The organism is Acidovorax sp. LjRoot74 (genome assembly GCF_964254355.1).
Taxonomy (GTDB): Bacteria; Pseudomonadota; Gammaproteobacteria; order Burkholderiales; family Burkholderiaceae_C; genus Acidovorax.
Genome location: NZ_CAXUTI020000001.1, coordinates 3,021,263 through 3,038,960 on the forward strand (window position 1 = coordinate 3,021,263; position 17,698 = coordinate 3,038,960).

The 17,698-nt window shown below is 66.2% G+C and carries 15 protein-coding genes; 8 read left to right on the forward strand and 7 right to left on the reverse strand.

Features of this window, described 5'->3' with window-relative positions:
* Window positions 1-2: 2 nt before the first annotated feature.
* The 5 genes from ACSQ3O_RS14170 to ACSQ3O_RS14190 form a co-directional block, all read right to left on the reverse strand.
* Complete coding sequence (locus ACSQ3O_RS14170) at window positions 3-920, reverse strand: pirin family protein (protein WP_436139351.1); 918 nt, start codon at window positions 918-920, stop codon at window positions 3-5.
* Window positions 917-1,324, reverse strand: coding sequence for an OsmC family protein (locus ACSQ3O_RS14175; protein WP_436139352.1), 408 nt, complete (start codon window positions 1,322-1,324; stop codon window positions 917-919). The genes ACSQ3O_RS14170 and ACSQ3O_RS14175 overlap by 4 nt, the downstream gene beginning before the upstream one ends.
* A gap of 53 nt (window positions 1,325-1,377) precedes the next feature.
* A complete protein-coding gene (locus tag ACSQ3O_RS14180; protein ID WP_056063158.1) occupies window positions 1,378-1,932 on the reverse strand; it encodes a flavodoxin family protein in 555 nt (184 codons plus the stop codon).
* 143 nt (window positions 1,933-2,075) lie between these two features.
* Window positions 2,076-2,489 (reverse strand): DoxX family protein, encoded by a 414-nt coding sequence (locus ACSQ3O_RS14185; protein ID WP_137745600.1) that lies wholly within the window; start codon window positions 2,487-2,489, stop codon window positions 2,076-2,078.
* Window positions 2,490-2,529: 40 nt separating this feature from the next.
* Window positions 2,530-3,231, reverse strand: coding sequence for a pirin family protein (locus tag ACSQ3O_RS14190; protein ID WP_137745601.1), 702 nt, complete (start codon window positions 3,229-3,231; stop codon window positions 2,530-2,532).
* A 104-nt stretch (window positions 3,232-3,335) separates the two neighbouring features.
* Between ACSQ3O_RS14190 and ACSQ3O_RS14195 the strand changes: the two genes are divergently transcribed.
* From ACSQ3O_RS14195 to ACSQ3O_RS14215, 5 genes are all read left to right on the forward strand, one after another.
* A complete protein-coding gene (locus ACSQ3O_RS14195) occupies window positions 3,336-4,274 on the forward strand; it encodes a LysR family transcriptional regulator (RefSeq protein WP_137745602.1) in 939 nt (312 codons plus the stop codon).
* Window positions 4,275-4,509: 235 nt separating this feature from the next.
* Window positions 4,510-5,514, forward strand: coding sequence for an NAD(P)/FAD-dependent oxidoreductase (locus ACSQ3O_RS14200; protein WP_436141128.1), 1,005 nt, complete (start codon window positions 4,510-4,512; stop codon window positions 5,512-5,514).
* Entirely contained in the window at window positions 5,511-6,488 is a 978-nt protein-coding gene (gluQRS, locus tag ACSQ3O_RS14205) for a tRNA glutamyl-Q(34) synthetase GluQRS (protein WP_436139353.1), read from the forward strand. The genes ACSQ3O_RS14200 and gluQRS overlap by 4 nt, the downstream gene beginning before the upstream one ends.
* Window positions 6,488-7,243 carry a tRNA (guanosine(46)-N7)-methyltransferase TrmB gene (gene trmB, locus ACSQ3O_RS14210; protein WP_436141129.1) on the forward strand — a complete coding sequence of 252 codons (756 nt, stop codon included), beginning with the start codon at window positions 6,488-6,490 and terminating at the stop codon, window positions 7,241-7,243. The genes gluQRS and trmB overlap by 1 nt, the downstream gene beginning before the upstream one ends.
* Window positions 7,244-7,293: 50 nt before the next feature.
* Complete coding sequence (locus ACSQ3O_RS14215) at window positions 7,294-8,349, forward strand: GGDEF domain-containing protein (RefSeq protein ID WP_298450478.1); 1,056 nt, start codon at window positions 7,294-7,296, stop codon at window positions 8,347-8,349.
* 61 nt (window positions 8,350-8,410) lie between these two features.
* Here the strand turns inward: ACSQ3O_RS14215 and ACSQ3O_RS14220 are convergent, their stop codons facing one another.
* The gene (locus ACSQ3O_RS14220) at window positions 8,411-11,395 is read right to left on the reverse strand and encodes an HD domain-containing phosphohydrolase (RefSeq protein ID WP_436139354.1); all 2,985 of its coding nucleotides are present in this window, start codon (window positions 11,393-11,395) and stop codon (window positions 8,411-8,413) included.
* A gap of 92 nt (window positions 11,396-11,487) precedes the next feature.
* The gene (gene alaS, locus ACSQ3O_RS14225) at window positions 11,488-14,115 is read right to left on the reverse strand and encodes an alanine--tRNA ligase (RefSeq protein WP_436139355.1); all 2,628 of its coding nucleotides are present in this window, start codon (window positions 14,113-14,115) and stop codon (window positions 11,488-11,490) included.
* A gap of 309 nt (window positions 14,116-14,424) precedes the next feature.
* Between alaS and ACSQ3O_RS14230 the strand changes: the two genes are divergently transcribed.
* The 3 genes from ACSQ3O_RS14230 (at window position 14,425) to ACSQ3O_RS14240 (ending at window position 17,690) form a co-directional block, all read left to right on the forward strand.
* Window positions 14,425-15,342 carry a dihydrodipicolinate synthase family protein gene (locus ACSQ3O_RS14230; protein ID WP_436139356.1) on the forward strand — a complete coding sequence of 306 codons (918 nt, stop codon included), beginning with the start codon at window positions 14,425-14,427 and terminating at the stop codon, window positions 15,340-15,342.
* Between the two features lie 75 nt (window positions 15,343-15,417).
* A complete protein-coding gene (locus ACSQ3O_RS14235) occupies window positions 15,418-16,569 on the forward strand; it encodes a branched-chain amino acid ABC transporter substrate-binding protein (RefSeq protein WP_436139357.1) in 1,152 nt (383 codons plus the stop codon).
* Between the two features lie 161 nt (window positions 16,570-16,730).
* Window positions 16,731-17,690, forward strand: coding sequence for a 4-hydroxyproline epimerase (locus ACSQ3O_RS14240; protein ID WP_436139358.1), 960 nt, complete (start codon window positions 16,731-16,733; stop codon window positions 17,688-17,690).
* Window positions 17,691-17,698 lie beyond the last annotated feature (8 nt).

The following is a 17,698-nucleotide window of genomic DNA, read 5'->3' on the forward strand; positions in this document are numbered from 1 at the left end:
GTTCAGTCTGCCTTGAAGCGCTGGGGCGGCAGCGGAATGAATTCCGTCTCACCCGGCACCTGGCCCAAACGCTGCGCGTCCCAGTCTTGCGCGGCCTGCACGATGCGCTCCTTGCGACTGGATACAAAGTTCCACCACATGTGGCGCGGGGCATCCAGCGCATCACCGCCAATCACCATGAGCCGGGCGCCTGTATCGGCAGGGGCCGCCAGGTGCATGCCCTGCCCGCTCTCCACCACACCCAGCAACTGGGCGTCCAGAGTCTGGCCATTGAGCTGCACCGGCTGGTCCACGGTGTAGACCGCCATTTCCTGCGCCAGCGCCGGGATCTCCAGCGTGGCACCTGCGGACAGCTGCACATCCAGGTACAGCGTGGGCGAGAGTGTGGCCACCGGCGAGGCCTGGCCAAAGGCCGTGCCAATGAGCACGCGCACCGTGGCACTTGCGGCACCACCGGCGCTGCCCACATGCACTTCAGGAATGGCAGCTGCAGGCGTGTGCACAAAGGAGGGATCGGCCTCTTCATGCGCCACGGGCAAGGCCGTCCACAGCTGAATGCCGTGGTTCACATAGGCGGTGTCAGCCAAACTTTCGGGGCGGCGCTCGGAGTGCACGATGCCCCGGCCCGCCGTCATCCAGTTGATGGCACCGGGCTCGATCTGCTGCACGCAGCCCAGGCTGTCGCGGTGCATGATGGCGCCAGAGAACAGATAGGTCACCGTCGCCAGACCGATGTGCGGGTGGGGCCGCACATCGTGGCTGTCGCCCGGCATCACGGTCACCGGGCCGAAGTGGTCAAAAAACAGGAACGGCCCCACGGCCTTGCGCTGCACGGCGGGCAGCAGACGGCGCACGGTGAAGCCGCCACCGAGGTCCTTGGCGTGGCCCTTGAGGGGCAGAAAGCTGGGGGTATCGCTCATGGCGCACGCTCCACCGAGGTGCTGATCTCAGTCGTCACCGTAGTCATCAGCTTGTGCACGGGGCATTTCTGCGCCACGGTTTCCAGCTCGGCGATCTGGGCATCGGTGAGGTCACCGCTGACCCGCAGCCGCGTTGCGAGGCGGTAGACGCCTGTGCGCTCGGCCGAGGCGTCGCGCTCGACCACGGTCTGCACATCGTCCACCGGCAGGCCCTTGCGGCGTGCGTACCACAGCACCGTGAGGGCCTTGCAGGCCCCCAGGGCAGCGTCATACAGGTCGTGCGGGCTGGGGCCGCTGTCGGTGCCGCCCTCCTCCACACTGCCATCGGCCACAAGGTCGTGCGCACGGATATGCACGGTCTGGGCCATGGGCGCGCCGGGGACGCGCCGCAATTCAACTGCCATGGGGTGTTCTCCTGGTTGTATTGGGGCGCGCCACTGTAGCGCCAAAAGGGGGCTTAACGGTCGAGGCGGCGGGCCACGTCGGCCACACGCTGGCCGAACTGCTTGCCCGTCTCCAGGTCGCCAGGGAACATCTCGGCGGCCGAGGCGTCGGACGGTGACTGGGACATGGCACCGCTGAACGAGCCGATCCAGTTCACATCGTTGCGCGTGGCCGCCTTGGAGTTGGCGGGCATCATGCCGTTGCCCACCCAGATGCCGCCGTGCTGCATGGCCAGGTGGAACATGTAATCCAGCGTGATCTGCTTGTCGCCATTGGTGCTGGCGCTGTTGGTGAAGCCTGCGAACAGCTTGTCCTTCCAGGCCTGGCTGAACCAGGGCTTGGACGAGGCGTCGGCAAACTTCTTGAACTGCCAGCTGGGGCCGGCCATGTAGGTGGGCGAGCCAAAAATGATGGCACTGGCTGCGGCCAGCGTTTCCCAGCCACCTTCGGGCAGGTTGCCCTCTGCATCAATGGCGACCAGCTGGGCGCCTGCGCCCTCTGCCACAGACTGCGCCAGGCGCTGCGTGTGACCATAACCCGAGTGGTAAACAACTGCGATGTGTGCCATGAGATAACTCCTGTTGAAACGATGAGGGAACGAGACCAGGGGAAAGAACCAAAAGAACTGCCAGCAGAACGACAACCAATGGCGAGATTGAATGCCAGAACCTGCACCCCTGCGGGCTGCAGGCCCTTTCTATGCAAACCGGATCAGCGGTCCGAGCGGCGTGCGTCCAGGCTCCAGGCGCCGGCGCCAAACGCAGCCAGGGCCAGCAGGCCGCCGGTCACGCCCACGTTCTTGAAGAACATGAGCTGCTGCATCATTTGCTTGTCGGCGGGCAGGTTCCAGTAGGCATGGAAGAAGAAGCTGGCCACCAGCGTGAAGAAAGCCAGTGCCAGCGCAGCAAACCGGGTGCCCACGCCAAACAGGAGCGCCAGGCTGCCCAGCACCTCGACCGCCGCGGCCAGGGCCGCCGCCACCGTGGGCATGGGCAGGCCCACCGAGGTGATGTAGCCCACGGTGCCGGCAAAGCCGGTGAGTTTGCTGATGCCCGCAGGCAGGAACAGGGCAACCAGCAGCAGGCGTGCGGCCAGGGCCAGGGGGTTTTGCAGGGATGTGAGCATGGTGAAGAACTCCTGAGTGAAAGTGGTTACGAAGTAAAAATCACGCGGCCAGGTCAAACACCAGCACCTCGGCGTCGTGGCCATCGGTCAACGACAAGGTGGTTTCCTTTTCCATCAGCAGCGCATCGCCGCCCGACAGGGCCTGGCCGTTGGCGCTCAGCGCGCCACGCACCAGGTGCACATAGGTCTTGCGGCCGGGGTTCAGCGCCAGCGTGACGGATTCCGCGCCATTCAGCAAACCTGCGTACAGGGCTGCATCGGCATGGATCTTGACCGAGCCCTGGGCGCCGTCGGGCGATGCCACCAGACGCAGGGCGCCGCGCTTTTCCGCCTCGGCAAAGGTCTTTTGCTCGTAGCTCGGCGGGATGCCGCGCACATTGGGCTCGATCCAGATCTGCAGGAAATGCGTGGTCTGGCCCGCAGCGTGGTTGAACTCGCTGTGCTGCACACCGGTGCCTGCGCTCATGCGCTGCACGTCGCCGGGCGGGATGCCCTTGATGTTGCCCATGCTGTCCTTGTGGGCCAGTTCGCCCGACAGCACGTAGCTGATGATTTCCATGTCGCGGTGGCCATGGGTGCCAAACCCGGTGCCGGGTGCAATGCGGTCTTCGTTGATGACGCGCAGGTTGCCAAAGCCCATGTGGGCGGGGTCGTAGTACCCGGCGAAAGAGAAGCTGTGGAAGGAATTGAGCCAGCCATGGTCGGCGTGGCCCCGGTCTTGCGATTTACGAACAGTCAGCATGTGAGTGCTCCTTTCAAGACTCGACTGTAGGACTGCCACACCCGCTGCGGGCACAGACGGATTGATGGCAATGTTCAAATAATCTGAATTAACATGGCGCCACCATGCAAAACGCCCGCGATGTCCTCACCCCCGATGCGCTGACCATGCTGCAGGTGATTGCCGAGGCCGGCAGCTTTGCCGCCGCTGCACGGCAACTGGGCCTGGTGCCCAGCGCCCTCACCTACCGCGTGCGCCAGATCGAAGACGCTTTGGACGTGCTGCTGTTCGACCGCAGCGCGCGCCAGGCCCGTCCCACCGAGGCCGGGGTGGAGCTGCTGCGCGAAGGCGCGCGCCTGCTGCAGGACATCGACGCCGTGGCCCACCGCGTGCGCCGCGTGGCCACGGGCTGGGAGCCGCAGCTCACGCTGTCCATCGACGGCATCATCTCGCCCCACACCATGCTGGAGCTGGTGGACGCTTTCTACGCCATGCAGCCGCCCACGCGCCTGAAGCTGCGCGACGGCATCATGACCGGCACGCTGGAGGCCCTGACCTCGGGCCGCGCCGACCTGGCGATAGGCGTATCGGTGGCCAGCAACAATGTGGCGGGCCTCCAGCAAGGGCTGCTGGGCGATGTGCTGTTCATCTATGTCGTGGCACCCCACCACCCGCTCGCCTCCGCGCCCGAACCGATTTCTGACGCCACCCTGCTGGAGCACCGTGCCGTGGCCGTGGCCGATTCGGCCACGCGCGGCGGCGCCACCATGGGCCTGCTGGGCGGGCAGGATGTGCTGACGGTGGACACCATGCAGGCCAAGGTGCAGGTGCAACTGCGCGGCCTGGGCGGCGGCTTTCTGCCCGAACCCATGGTGCGCCCCTACCTGGAGGCAGGCCGCCTGGTAGCCCGCCGCGTGGCCCGGCCCGAGCGCAACGTGCGCGTGCACTACGCCTGGGGCGGCCCCGGCTTCACCGCACCCGGCCGCGCGCTGCAGTGGTGGCTGAACCAGTTGCAAAGCCCCGCCACACGCCGCGCTCTGCTGGAAAACCACCATCATTTCTGATCCCGATCAAGCGCCCATCCCCCGGCTGCGCGTGTAGAGTGGTCACCGTTGGTTCTGTACTGCATTTCATCTGCCGACCGTCACCGAAAGGCCTCCCATGAGCACACCCGATCCTCGCCCCGCCAAACGGCTCCGACGCACCAGCGCCCCGACCACCGCCCCCGTTGCGGCACCCGCAGCCCCCACCACTCTGTCGGGCAAACCCCAGCGCCACTTCGCCATCATCGGCGCCGGCATGGCAGGCATTGCTTGCGCCCGCACCCTGGTGCAGGCCGGGCACCGCGTGACGGTGTTTGAAAAATCCGCCCAGGCCGGTGGCCGCACCGCCACCATCGACACCCCGTTTGGCAACTTTGACGCCGGGGCCCAGTACTTCACCGTGCGCGACCCACGCTTTGCCCGTGCCATCGACACCGTGCCCGGCATCTGCAAGCGCTGGAGCGCCAATTCCGTCCAGGTGCTGGACGCCGCAGGCCGCGTGGCCGCCGCAGGCCTGCCCCACCGCGAGGCCCACTGGGTGGCCAGCCCGGGCATGCAGGCCCTGGTGGGCACCTGGGCCGAGCCGCTGCGCCTGTCGGGCCAGTTGCTCACCAACACCCGCGTGACCCGCATTGAGCCTGATCCCTTGAACACCCCCGGCTGGCAACTGCGCACGGAAGGCCCTGGCGGCAGCCAGCATGTCTACGCCGGGTTTGACGCCGTGCTGCTGGCCCAGCCCGCCGTGCCTGCGCAGGCGCTGCTGGCCAGCTCGGCCGTGGACACGCCCCTGACCGACGCCCTCTCCAAGGTGGCCATCGCCCCGTGCTGGACGCTGATGCTGGCCTACCCCCAGGCCGTGCGCCCGGGCCTCACCACGCTGGGCCCGCAGTGGAACGCGGCGCGCAGCACCCACCACCGCATCGCCTGGCTGGCGCGGGAATCCTCCAAGCCCGGCCGCAATGTGGTCGAACGCTGGACGGTGCAGGCCAGCCCCGCCTGGTCGGCAGAACACCTCGAAGACGACGAAGCCCGCGTGCAGGCCAAGCTGCTCAAGGCCTTTGCCGAAGTCACCGGCATCCGCGCCACCCCGGCCCACGCCGACACGCGCCGCTGGCGCTATGCACAAACCACCCACCCCCTGGGCAAAAGCCACCTGTGGGACACCGCCATGGGCCTGGGCGCCTGTGGCGACTGGTGCCTGGGGCACCGCGTGGAAGACGCCTTCGTGTCGGGCCTGGAGCTGGCACTCGCGGTGGCATGACTGCGACCACGGGCGCCGCAGGGCGCTACGTGGGCCGCTTCGCCCCCTCCCCCACAGGCCCGCTGCATGCGGGCTCGCTGGCCGCGGCGCTCGCCAGCTGGCTCGATGCACGCGCCCATGGCGGGCAGTGGCTGGTCCGCATCGAGGACGTGGACACCCCCCGCTGCGTGCCGGGCGCCGACCGTTTCATCCTGCAGCAGCTGGCCACCTGTGGCCTGGTGCCCGATGCGGAGCCCCAGTGGCAGTCGGCGCGTTCTGCCCACTACCAGCGGGCGCTGGACCAGCTGGTGGCGCATGGCCACGCCTACCCCTGTGCCTGCTCACGCAAGGACATCGAAGACGCCCAGGCCGCGCTGGGCCATGCGCGCGAACGCCACGCCGCACTGCCCTACCCCGGCACCTGCCGCCACGGGCTGCGGGGCCGCACGGGCCGCTCGTGGCGGTTCAATGCCACGGATTTCAAGCAAAAAGAGGCCCTTCCGCGCGATGGACATGCCCCGTCAGCTATTAATTCAATAGCAAGTCACGTTCTGCACTGGTGCGACCGCCGCCTGGGCCCGCAGCAGCAGGACGTGGCCCGCAGCGTGGGTGACTTTGTGCTGCACCGGGCCGACGGGCTCTGGGCCTACCAGCTCGCCGTGGTGGTGGACGATGCGGACCAGGGCATCACCGATGTGGTGCGCGGCGAAGACCTGGCCGACAACACCCCGCGCCAGATCCTGCTGCAACAGGCCCTGGGCGTGCCCACGCCCCGCTATCTGCACACCCCGCTGGTGTGTGGCGCCAACGGCGAAAAGCTCTCCAAGCAAAACGGCGCCCGCGCGCTGGACCTGGGCAACCCGCTGCAGGCCCTGTCGCAGGCCGCCCAGGTGCTGGGCCTGCCCGCACTGGAACATCCGCACAACAATCACCTGGGCGACGCACAAACACAGTGGGTCGCGGCGTGGCGACGAAACTACAATGGCTCACCGTGATTGAACCGACCCTCGTTTCCGCCCCCCTGAGCGCAGCGCCCGCTGCCGCTCCTTCCGCCCCCGGCGCTGCGCCTGCGGGCGTGACCCATCCCAAGACCATCAAGAGCTTTGTGCGCCGTGCAGGCCGCACCACCACCGGCCAGGCCAAGGCCTTTGAAGACTTTGGCCCCCGTTTTGTTCTGCCCTATGCCCCCGCTCCGCTGGACGCCGCGGCCGCCTTTGGCCGCAGCGCCCCGCTGGTGCTCGAAATCGGCTTTGGCATGGGCGAGGCCACGGCCCACATTGCCGGGGTGCGCCCAGCCGACAATTTCCTGTGCTGCGAAGTGCACGAGCCCGGTGTGGGTGCGTTGCTCAAACGCATCGGCGAGCAAGGCCTGACCAACATCCGCATCCTCCAGCACGACGCCGTGGAGGTCATCGACCACATGCTGCCGATGGGCTGCCTGGACGGTGTGCACATCTTCTTCCCCGACCCCTGGCACAAGACCAAGCACAACAAGCGCCGTCTTATCCAGTCCCCGCTGGTGGCCAAACTGGCCGCACGTCTCAAACCCGGTGGCTACCTGCACTGCGCCACCGACTGGCAACCCTACGCAGAGCAGATGCTGCAGGTGCTGAGCGCCGAGCCCCTGCTCCAGAACACCGCCACCGGCTTTGCGCCGCAGCCCGACTACCGCCCCCTCACCAAGTTCGAGAACCGCGGCCTGCGGCTCGGGCATGGAGTGTGGGACGTGGTGTTCGTGCGGCGCACCTAGTTGCTGTAACAGCCCATCCCATGCCCCGACCGGCCCGCCAAACACCGCCTATGAAACCCATCCTGCAAAACCTGGTGGAGATGACTGGCCACCGCGACCACCTGCGGTTGGAGGTGTCGGTGTTGTCCACGCTGCAAAAACTCAGCAGCATCACCGAAGTGCGGGCCCTGGAGCTTTTTACCGATGCAGGCGTTCCCTATGTGCGCCCGCGCACCTGGGTGGACAACGGCCAGTTGGTCTCCACCGACTCGGAGGCCGCCGCAGACCCCCGCCGCGAGCCGCTGGACAACTACCCGGCGCTGCGCGGCTGCGTGGACACCCACGGCGAAAGCGCACTGGCCTCGCCGCGCAAGGGCCGGTATGTGCTGTGGCTGCCGGTGTGGATGCATGACAAGGTCAGCACCTGTCTGGAGATCACCCAGTCGCGCCCGTTCTCGGCCCACAAGCTGGATGTGCTCATGGGCGTGTTCCAGGTCTACCAGAACTACCAGAGCCTGCTCGACTACAGCGAGCGCGATGCGCTGACCGGGCTGTTCAACCGCAAGACGTTTGACGAGCAGTTCTCGCGCCACACCATGAGTGGGCTGGCCAGCCGCAACAGCGCCGCCAACGAATCGCTGGTGGCCGAAGAAAGCCCTGTGGCCAATGAACACGAACCCGTGCAGCAATGGCTGGCCGTGGTGGATATCGACCACTTCAAGCAGGTGAATGACCGCTTTGGCCACCTGTATGGCGATGAGGTGTTGATCCTGATTGCCAACATCCTGCGCAGCTCGTTCCGCAGCCACGACCGCATCTTCCGCTTTGGCGGCGAGGAGTTTGTGGTGCTGCTGCGCTCCACCACGCTGAGCACGGCCCACAAGGTGTTCAACCGCTTCCGGCTGGCCGTGCAGGAGTACAACTTTCCGCAGGTGGGCCGGGTCACTGTGAGCCTGGGTTTTGTCTGCACCACCAAGGGCTCGCCAGTCGAAATCCTCGGCCAGGCCGACCAGGCGCTTTACTACGCCAAGGAGCACGGCCGCAACCAGGTCTGCTTTTACGACGACCTGGTGGCCAACGGCCACCTTGCGGCCAAGGTTGCCAACGACGACGTCGAACTGTTCTGACGCTGCCCCGCCGGGCGGGCCCTCGCCTGCCCGCCGCCTGCCGCGCCCCGCCGTGGCTTGATCAGGCCAGCGACGCCAGAATGGCGTCCACATCCACCACATCGCGCTGCGCAGGTGCCAGGAACTGCTCGGCATACTCGCGCCACACACCGCTGGTGAGGAAAAACCGGAACACCTCGGCGTCGATATGCCGGTCGCGCACCATGTGCGTCATGATTTTGAGCGACTCGGACAGCGTCTTGGGCGGCTTGTAGGGCCTGTCGGCGGCCGTCAGCGCCTCGAAGATGTCGGCCAGGGTCATCACCCGGTCGGCCAGGGTCAGCTCGGCGGCCTTGAGGCGGCGCGGGTAGCCTGTGCCATCCAGCTTTTCGTGGTGCGAGCCCGCGATCATCGGCACCCGCGCCAGGTGCGGCGGAAACGGCAGGCTGCTGAGCATGATGATGGTCTGCACGATGTGGTCGTTGATCTTGAAGCGGTCTTCCGCCGTGAGCGTGCCGCGTTGGATCGACAGGTTGTGCAGTTCGCCCAGGTGCGCCTCCTGCGGCGGCAGCACCATGTCGAAGCCCCAGCGGTTGGCCGGGTGGCCCGCCTCCACCGGTGGCCTGCGCGTGCCCCAGGGCACGATGTGCTCGGGACGGTCGGCCAGCAGGGGTTCGTTGGCAGGCAGCGGGCGCGCGGGCACGTTGGCCAGCCGCAGCATCTCGGCGGCCGACAGGCCCAGGCGGTCGTCAAAATGCCGCTGCCACACCTGGCGGCCCATGGCCTTGAGGCGGGCAATGTCGGCCTCGGCCATGAATTCGCCGCCCACGTTGCAGCGAGCCACAAAGGCAAAGTCTTGCTGCAATTGCTCGCGCCGCTGCAGCAGCTCGCGCTGCAGGCGCACCGGGTCCACCCCCGTCACCTGCTGCTTCCAGTAGTCCAGCTCGGCATCGCGCCACAGCACCTCGAAGCGCATGCGCACCTCGTGGATGCGGTTGTACAGCGTCTCCAGCTTGGTGGCCTTGTCGATGATGTGCTCTGGGCTGGTGACCTTGCCGCAGTCGTGCAGCCAGGCCCCCAGGCGGAATTCATAGCGCTCGGCGTCCGTCATGGACACAGGCGCAAAAGGCCCCTCCTTGGCCTCGCACATGCGCTGCATCAGCGATTCGGCCAGCTGTGGCACCCGCTCGCAATGCCCGCCCGTGTAGGGGCTCTTGGCGTCAATCGCATCGGCCAGCAGGCGGATCACGGCGTCCAGCAGCTTCTTTTGCGCTTCAATCAGGTTGCGCGTTTCAATCGCCACCGACAGCGTGCCCGAGAGCTTCTCGACAAAGGCGCGGAAATGCGCGTCGTCCTGCAACGCGTCGGCCACATACCGCAGCACCAGCAGCCCCAGGGGTTGCCCGTCCCGCGTGCGCAGTTGCACACGCAGCACGCGCACCGGCTCTGTGTCGTCGTCGTCCTCGTGCTGGTCGCCTGCCTGGGGCTGGGTGTGGTTGATGAAATGCACCATGCCCAGGTGATCAGGAAAGCGGGACTGCTGAGCGGGGTCTTCGCAGTAGCGGGCTGTGCGCAGCAGCCCTGCGCGCTGGGGCTCGACCATGTAGACCGCGCCTCCGGTGCAGCTGGTGGCACGCACCAGCTCGTACAACACGCTGGACAACATCAGATCGGTGCGCGATTCGGCACTGATGTGGTGGGTGATGTGCAGGAACTCCTGGATGGTGTCCGACATGCGGTCCATCACCTGCCCCAGGTCGCGCACCTCGCGCACGGGCGACAGCGGGCGATCCGCACGCCGGAAGTCGAACCGCGCCAGCGCCCGCGCCTGCGACGCCAGGCCAAACAGGCTGCGCCCCACGCGGCGCCCGGCCAGCCAACCCACGGGCAGCATGAGGCCAATGAGCGACACCGACAGCCACACCTGGCGCCGCAGGTTCTCGTTCACATCAGCCAGCAGCGCCTGGGTGGGAATCGCCATCAGGATCTGCAGCCCGCGCCAGCGCATGGATTCGAGCGGCAATGCACGCGTCAGCCACTCCTCACCATCGGCCACCAGGCGTTGCGATTGGCCACTTTGCAGCCCCGCCCCCTGCATGGCCTGCAGGCTGCTCACCCCCAGGTCGTCCAGCATGCGCAGGCGCAAGCTGGACGTTGCGCCGTCGCGCATGATCACGCGAGACATATCCGGGTAGGCCAGCACGCGCAGGTCCTTGTCCACCACCGCGATTTCGGTGCGGGGCATCAGGCGCAGCCCGGCAATCTCGCGCCCCAGGTCGGTCAGCGCCACATCGAGGCCAATCACGGCGCGCCCGTCTTCGCTGGGCTGGCTCAGCGTGACACCCACCTCCTGCGTGGTGAAGAACACGTACGGGGCGGTGAGGATCTGGGTGTTTTTCTCTGCCGCCTCGGCATACCAGGGCCGGGGGCGCGGGTCGTAGCGGTATTCGGGCCGCACGGAAGAGTCGATCTGGCGCAGCGCAGCGTCGTAATAGCTCCAGCGCCCCACCAGGCCACTCATGCCCCGCTCGCGCGCCATGGACTGCACCAGAAAGGCCGTCTCACGGGGCGCATCCAGCCGCAGGCGCATGGCCTCATCGCGCACCGGGCGCACCAGCAGAAACTGACCGTCGGGGTAACCAATGAACACTGCCGACAGCAGCGGGTTTTGCCCCAGCAGGCGCGCCAGCACCGGCAGTCGGCGCATGCGCGCAGGCAGAGATGTGGCCGAGGCAATGGGGTCGAATGCCAGCAGGCGAATGGACGCATCGGCCGGGTCCACGATGCGCTGCACCCGCTCAGCCACCAGCTGGCTGATGTGCTGCGCGCTGTCGTCAGATGCGGCAATGATGGCCTGCCGTGCGCTGGTGCTGACCTGGTAGACCAGCAGCGCCGTGAGCAGCAGCATGGCCGAGACCACCACGGTGGCGATCAACACCTCGAACGGCACCGTGATGCGCCGCCACCAGGGCAGGTCTGCCGCCGCCCCCTGGCTGAGTAGGGTCGGCGAATCGCCCGGCACGGTGGGCTTGGGCGCCGGTGGGCTTTCGCGCATGGTGTCGTCCATGCGGCTGAATGTAGGGGGAAAGCCCGTCGCCCGTCATCCCCTTTTTGGCAACACCACCCCAGCGGCCCATGCCGCCCGGGTGGTGCCGGGCATCAGCCCAGCTGCTGCGTGACCCAGCCCGTCACCGAGGCCAGCGCTGCAGGCAGCTTGGCCGCGTCGGTGCCACCGGCCATGGCCATGTCTGGCTTGCCGCCACCCTTGCCGCCCACTTGCTGGGCCACAAAGTTGACCAGCTCACCGGCCTTGAGCTTGCCCACGCTGTCGGCAGTCACGCCTGCAGCGATCTGCACCTTGTCGCTGTCCACCGCGGCCAGCACGATGGCAGCGGTCTTGAGCTTGTCCTTGAGCTTGTCCATGGTGTCGCGCAGGGTCTTGGCGTCGGCACCAGGCAGCGCGGCAGCCAGCACCTTCAGGCCCTTCACCTCCACCGCCTGGTTCACCAGTTCGTCGCCCTGGCTGGAGGCCAGCTTGCCCTTGAGGGCCGCCACTTCCTTTTCGAGCGCGCGGGCGTTATCGAGCGCCTGGCTGATGCGGCCGTTGAGTTCGGCCACGGGCGCCTTGAGGGTGCTGGCAGCCTGGTTCACGGTGTCTTCCAGGTTCTGCAGATAGGCCAGCGCGTTGGCGCCCGTCACGGCCTCGATGCGGCGCACACCTGCGGCCACGCCGCCTTCGCCCACCACCTTGAACAGGCCGATGTCGCCCGTGCGCTGCACGTGCGTGCCACCGCAGAGTTCACGGCTGGTGCCTATGTCGAGCACGCGCACGGTTTCGCCGTACTTCTCGCCGAACAGCATCATGGCGCCAGTCTTCTGAGCAGACTCGATGTCCATCACGCGCGCCTGCGTGGGCTGGTTGGCCAGGATTTCTTCATTGACGCGGCGCTCGATCTCGCGGATCTCGGCCGCAGTGACGGCGCCGTTGTGCGTGAAGTCGAAACGGGTGCGGTCGGCATTGACCAGGCTGCCCTTTTGCTGCACGTGGCTGCCCAGCACTTCGCGCAGGGCCTTGTGCATGATGTGCGTGACCGAGTGGTTGCGCACCGTGGCAGCACGCACGGCGGTGTTGACCTGGGCCTGCACCGTGTCACCCACGTTCAGCGTGCCCTCTTCCAGGGTGCCGTGGTGGCCAAACACATCGGCCTTGATCTTGAGCGTGTCGCCCACCGCAAAACGGGCCGAGCCGCTGGTGATGACGCCCTCGTCACCCACCTGGCCACCGCTTTCGGCGTAGAACGGGGTCGTGTCCAGCACCACCACACCGTTTTGACCGGCTTTCAGGGCCGCTGCGCCTGTCCCATCTATATAGATTGCTACGATTTTTGCAGTCTCGGACAGGTGTTCGTAGCCGGTGAACTGGTTGGCCACGCCGGTGTACTCCAGCGCCTTGTCCATCTTGAACTTGCCTGCAGCACGGGCCTGGGCCTTCTGCTTTTCCATGGCGGTCTTGAAGCCGGCTTCGTCCACTTCCACGTCGCGCTCGCGGCACACGTCGTTGGTCAGGTCGAGCGGGAAGCCATAGGTGTCGTGCAGCTTGAACGCAACGTCGCCGGGCAGCACCTTGGCGCCGCCGTCCAGCGCTGCATCCAGAATTTCCATGCCGTTGGCCAGCGTTTCAAAGAAGCGCTCTTCTTCGGTCTTGAGCACGTCGGTGATGCGCTGCTCTTGCTCGCGCAGCGATGGATAGGCGTCGCCCATCAGCCGCACCAGATCGGCCACCAGCTTGTGGAAGAACGGGGTCTTCTTGCCCAGCTTGTAGCCGTGGCGGATGGCGCGGCGCACGATGCGGCGCTGCACGTAGCCCCGGCCTTCGTTGCTGGGGATCACACCGTCGCTCACCAGGAACGCGGTGGCGCGGATGTGGTCGGCAATAACGCGCAGGCTCTTGTTATTCAGGTCCGCCACGCCGGTCTCGCGGCCGGCGGCCTTGATCAGTGCGTCAAACAGGTCGATCTCGTAGTTGCTGTGCACGTGCTGCAGGATGGCGGCCAGGCGCTCCAGGCCCATGCCGGTGTCCACGCAGGGCGCGGGCAGCGGCGTGACCGAGCCGTCTTCGGCCATGTCGAACTGCATGAACACGTTGTTCCAGATCTCGATGAAGCGGTCGCCGTCTTCATCGGGGCTGCCGGGAGGGCCACCTGCAATGTGCGGGCCGTGGTCGTAGAAGATCTCAGAGCAAGGGCCGCAGGGGCCGGTGTCGGCCATCATCCAGAAGTTGTCGGACTTGTAGCGGCCGCCCTTGTTGTCGCCGATGCGGATCACGCGCTCGGGCGGCAGGCCGATTTCCTTGGTCCAGATGTCATAGGCCTCGTCATCTTCCTGGTACACCGTGGCCAGCAGGCGCTCCGGCGGCAGCTTGTAGACCTGCGTCAGCAGCTCCCAGGCCCACTTGAGCGATTCGCGCTTGAAGTAGTCGCCAAACGACCAGTTGCCCAGCATTTCAAAGAAGGTGTGGTGGCGCGCGGTGTAGCCCACGTTTTCCAGGTCGTTGTGCTTGCCACCGGCACGCAGGCAGGCCTGTACGGACACCGCCCGGTTGTAGGGGCGCTTGTCGGTGCCCAGGAACACGTCCTTGAACTGCACCATGCCCGAGTTGGTGAACATCAGCGTGGGATCGTTGCCGGGCACTAGGGGGCTGGACGCCACAACGGTGTGGCCCTTGGAGACGAAGAAGTCCAGGAAGGACTTGCGGATGTCAGCGACAGAAAAAGTGGGAGTGCTCATGGTGTTGTGGAGTGGTTGCACGGAGCAGGCAGACCGCAGGACCCGCGCCTGTGCGCTGCCTGTCGCTGCCCCTATGGGGACCAACCTTTCATTATAGGTTTGGCGCCTTGCAGCCCGTGGCTGGAGAGCGACACCGCCGAGCTACCGGCCGATACCCACTCCCATACGCCCCATCCGATCGCATATCTCCGCAGTCAGGCAGCGTTCCTCACGCATTGCAAAAAGATGAAAACGCCCATTGCATTTCAAATATTTCTTTAATATATTTACAACATACTTAAATTCTTCACCCACCCGGAGCACGCTTCCATGAATCCCCAACCCCGCTGGCAAGGCATCTTCCCCGCCATCACCACCAAGTTCCACGCTGACGAGTCCATCGACGCCGAAGGCACGGCCCGCCACATCGACTTCCAGATCCGCAACGGCATCCACGGCTTGGTCACCTGCGGCTCGCTGGGCGAAGCCAGCACCCTCAGCCTGGAAGAAAAGCTCCAGGTCGCCAAGATCGCCCTGGAAGCGGCCGACGGCCGCGTACCTGTGCTGGCCAATGTGTCCGAAACCAGCACCCGCGAGGCCCTGCGCTACATCGACGGCGCCAACAAACTGGGCGTGGCGGGCTACATGGTCATGCCCTCGGTGATCTACGTGGCCGACGCCCGCGAGGCCATGGCCAATGTGCGTGCCATGGCGGCTGCAGCCCAGCGCCCGCTCATGGTCTACAACAACCCTGTGGCCTACCGCGTGGACCTGAAGCCCGAGCACATGCTGGAGCTGGCCGACTGCGAATGGATTGCCGCCATCAAGGAGAGCACGGGCGACATCCGCCGCATCACCGACCTGCGCAATACCGTAGGCAACCGCTACCAGCTCTTCCTGGGCGTGGACGACCTGGCCTACGAAGGCCTGGCCTTGGGCTGCGACGGCCTGCTGGCCGGCGTGGGCTGCGCCTTCCCCCGCGAAACCGTGGCGCTGTACGACCTGATGAAGGCCGGTAAGTTTGCCGAGGCGCTGCCGCTGTACCAGTGGATGACACCCATGCTGCACCTGGATGTGTCCAACAAGCTGGTGCAGAACCTCAAGCTCATCGACCTGCTGGTGGGTGTGGGCACCGAACACATGCGCCGCCCCCGCCTGCCACTGGTGGGCGAAGAGCGTGCATTTGTCGAGCGCGTGGTCCGCAAGGCACTCGAAACCCGCCCGACCAAGTACCAGTCTGTAGCCTGACAAGCCACCACGACCCTGTCACCGGGCCGGACGAGACACCGGCCTTTTCCATCACGCACACACAAGAGGTTTTCCATGACACGTGCATCTTTCGGATTTCGGACGCTCACGCCCGCTGCCATTGCAGCCCTGCTGCTGGCGGGCACTGCCCACCATGCCAGCGCCCAGGAGCAGGTCGTCAAGATCGGCCACAGCGGGCCGCTTTCGGGCCCCAACGCCTTTGCCGGCAAGGACAACGAGAACGGCGTGCGCCTGGCCATCGAGGAACTCAACGCGAAAAAGATCGTGGTCGAGGGCAAGACGCTGAAATTTGAGCTCGTGTCGGAAGACGACCAGTGTGACGCCCGCACCGGCGTGAGCGTGGCGCAAAAGCTGGTGGACAGCGGCGTCAAGTTTGTCATGGGCCCCTACTGCTCGGGCGTGGCCATCCCGGCATCGCGGGTCTACAACGACGGCGGCGCGATGGTGTCCACGGTGGGCACCAACCCCAAGGTGACGGAGGGCGGCTACAAGAACCTGTTCCGCATCATTGCCAGCGATACCCAGATCGGCTCCAACATGGCCATCTATGCCGCCCAGGTGCTCAAGGTGAAGCAGGTGGCCGTGATCGACGACCGCACCGCCTTCGGCCAGGGTGTGGCCGACCAGTTCACCAAAGAGGCCAAGAAACAAGGCCTGACGGTGGTGGGCCAGGAGTTCACCACCGACAAATCCACGGACTTCCTTTCCATCCTCACCAGCCTCAAGGCCAAGCAGCCCCAGGCCATCTTCTTTGGCGGCTACGCGCCCCAGGCCGCGCCCATGGCACGGCAGATGAAGCAACTGGGCCTTACCGCCAAGCTGCTGGGTGGCGACACCCTGTGCAGCCCCGAAGTGGGCAAGCTGGGCGGCGAGGCCGTGAACGACACCGTGGTCTGCGCCCAAGGCGGCACCATGCTCGACAAGGTGGCCAACGGCCCAGCCTTCAAGGCCAAGTACAAAGCGCGCTTCAAGCTCGATGCCGACGCGTATGCCGCTTCCTACTACGACCAGGTGATGTTCATGGCCGACGCGATGCAGAAAGCCAACTCCACCCAGCCTGCCAAGGTGGGCGCGCAGATGCTGCAATCCAGCCACCAGGGCGTGGCGGGCACCTACGCCTACGATGACAAGGGCAACCTCAAGCAGGCGCCCATCACGGTGCTGACCTTCCGCAATGCTGCGCCTGTGCCTTTGGCAAGCTACTAAGCCCCCCTGAGTCGCCTGCGGCGCCTTCCCCCGAAGGGGGGAACGCCCCCAGCGCGGCAGGGCGGCCCTTGCGCGGGGGCACTGGCAGGGGCGGCGCCTCATCACGCGCCCGCTACGATTTGATTTCGCCAAGAACCACACAACCCGATCCACACGCCACCATGAAACGCATCCAGATCCTTGACTCCCACACCGGCGGCGAGCCCACACGGCTCGTCATCGGCGGCTTCCCTGACCTGGGTACGGGCAGCATGGCCGAGCGGCGCGAGCGCCTGGCGCGCGAGCACGATGACTGGCGCGCCGCCACCGTGCTGGAGCCGCGCGGCAGCGACGTGGTGGTGGGCGCGCTGCTCTGCGCACCGCAAGACCCCGCCAACGCGGCGGGCGTGATCTTCTTCAACAACAGCGGCTACCTTGGCATGTGTGGCCACGGCACGATTGGCCTGGTCGCATCACTGGCCTACATGGGCCGCATCCAGCCTGGCGATCACCGCATCGAAACGCCGGTGGGCACCGTCACCACGACCTTGCACACCGATGGATCGGTGAGCGTGCGCAATGTGCCCGCCTACCGCCTGCACCACCAGCTGGCGGTGGATGTACCCGGCTATGGCCGCGTGGTGGGTGATGTGGCCTGGGGCGGCAACTGGTTCTTTTTGATCTCGGACCACGGCCAGCGCGTGGCCAGCGACAACCTGGAGGCGCTGATGCACTACACCTACGCGGTGCAGCAGGCCCTGAAGGACCAGGGCATTCGCGGCGACAACGGCGGTGAGATCGACCATATCGAACTCTTCGCTGATGACGACAGTGCCGCTGATCCCGCCTATGTGCCTGCGGACAGCCGCAACTACGTGCTGTGCCCCGGCAAGGCCTACGACCGCTCCCCCTGTGGCACCGGCACCAGCGCCAAGATTGCCTGCCTGGCCACCGATGGCAAGCTGCAGCCGGGCCAGGTGTGGCGCCAGGCCAGCATCATCGGCAGCCAGTTCGAGGCCAGCTACACGCTGCAGGACGATGGCAAGCTCATCCCCACCTTGCGTGGCCGCGCCTACATGAGCGCTGAAGCGACCCTGCTGATCGACGATGCAGACCCGTTCGGCTGGGGCATCCGGCTGTAAACCACGTT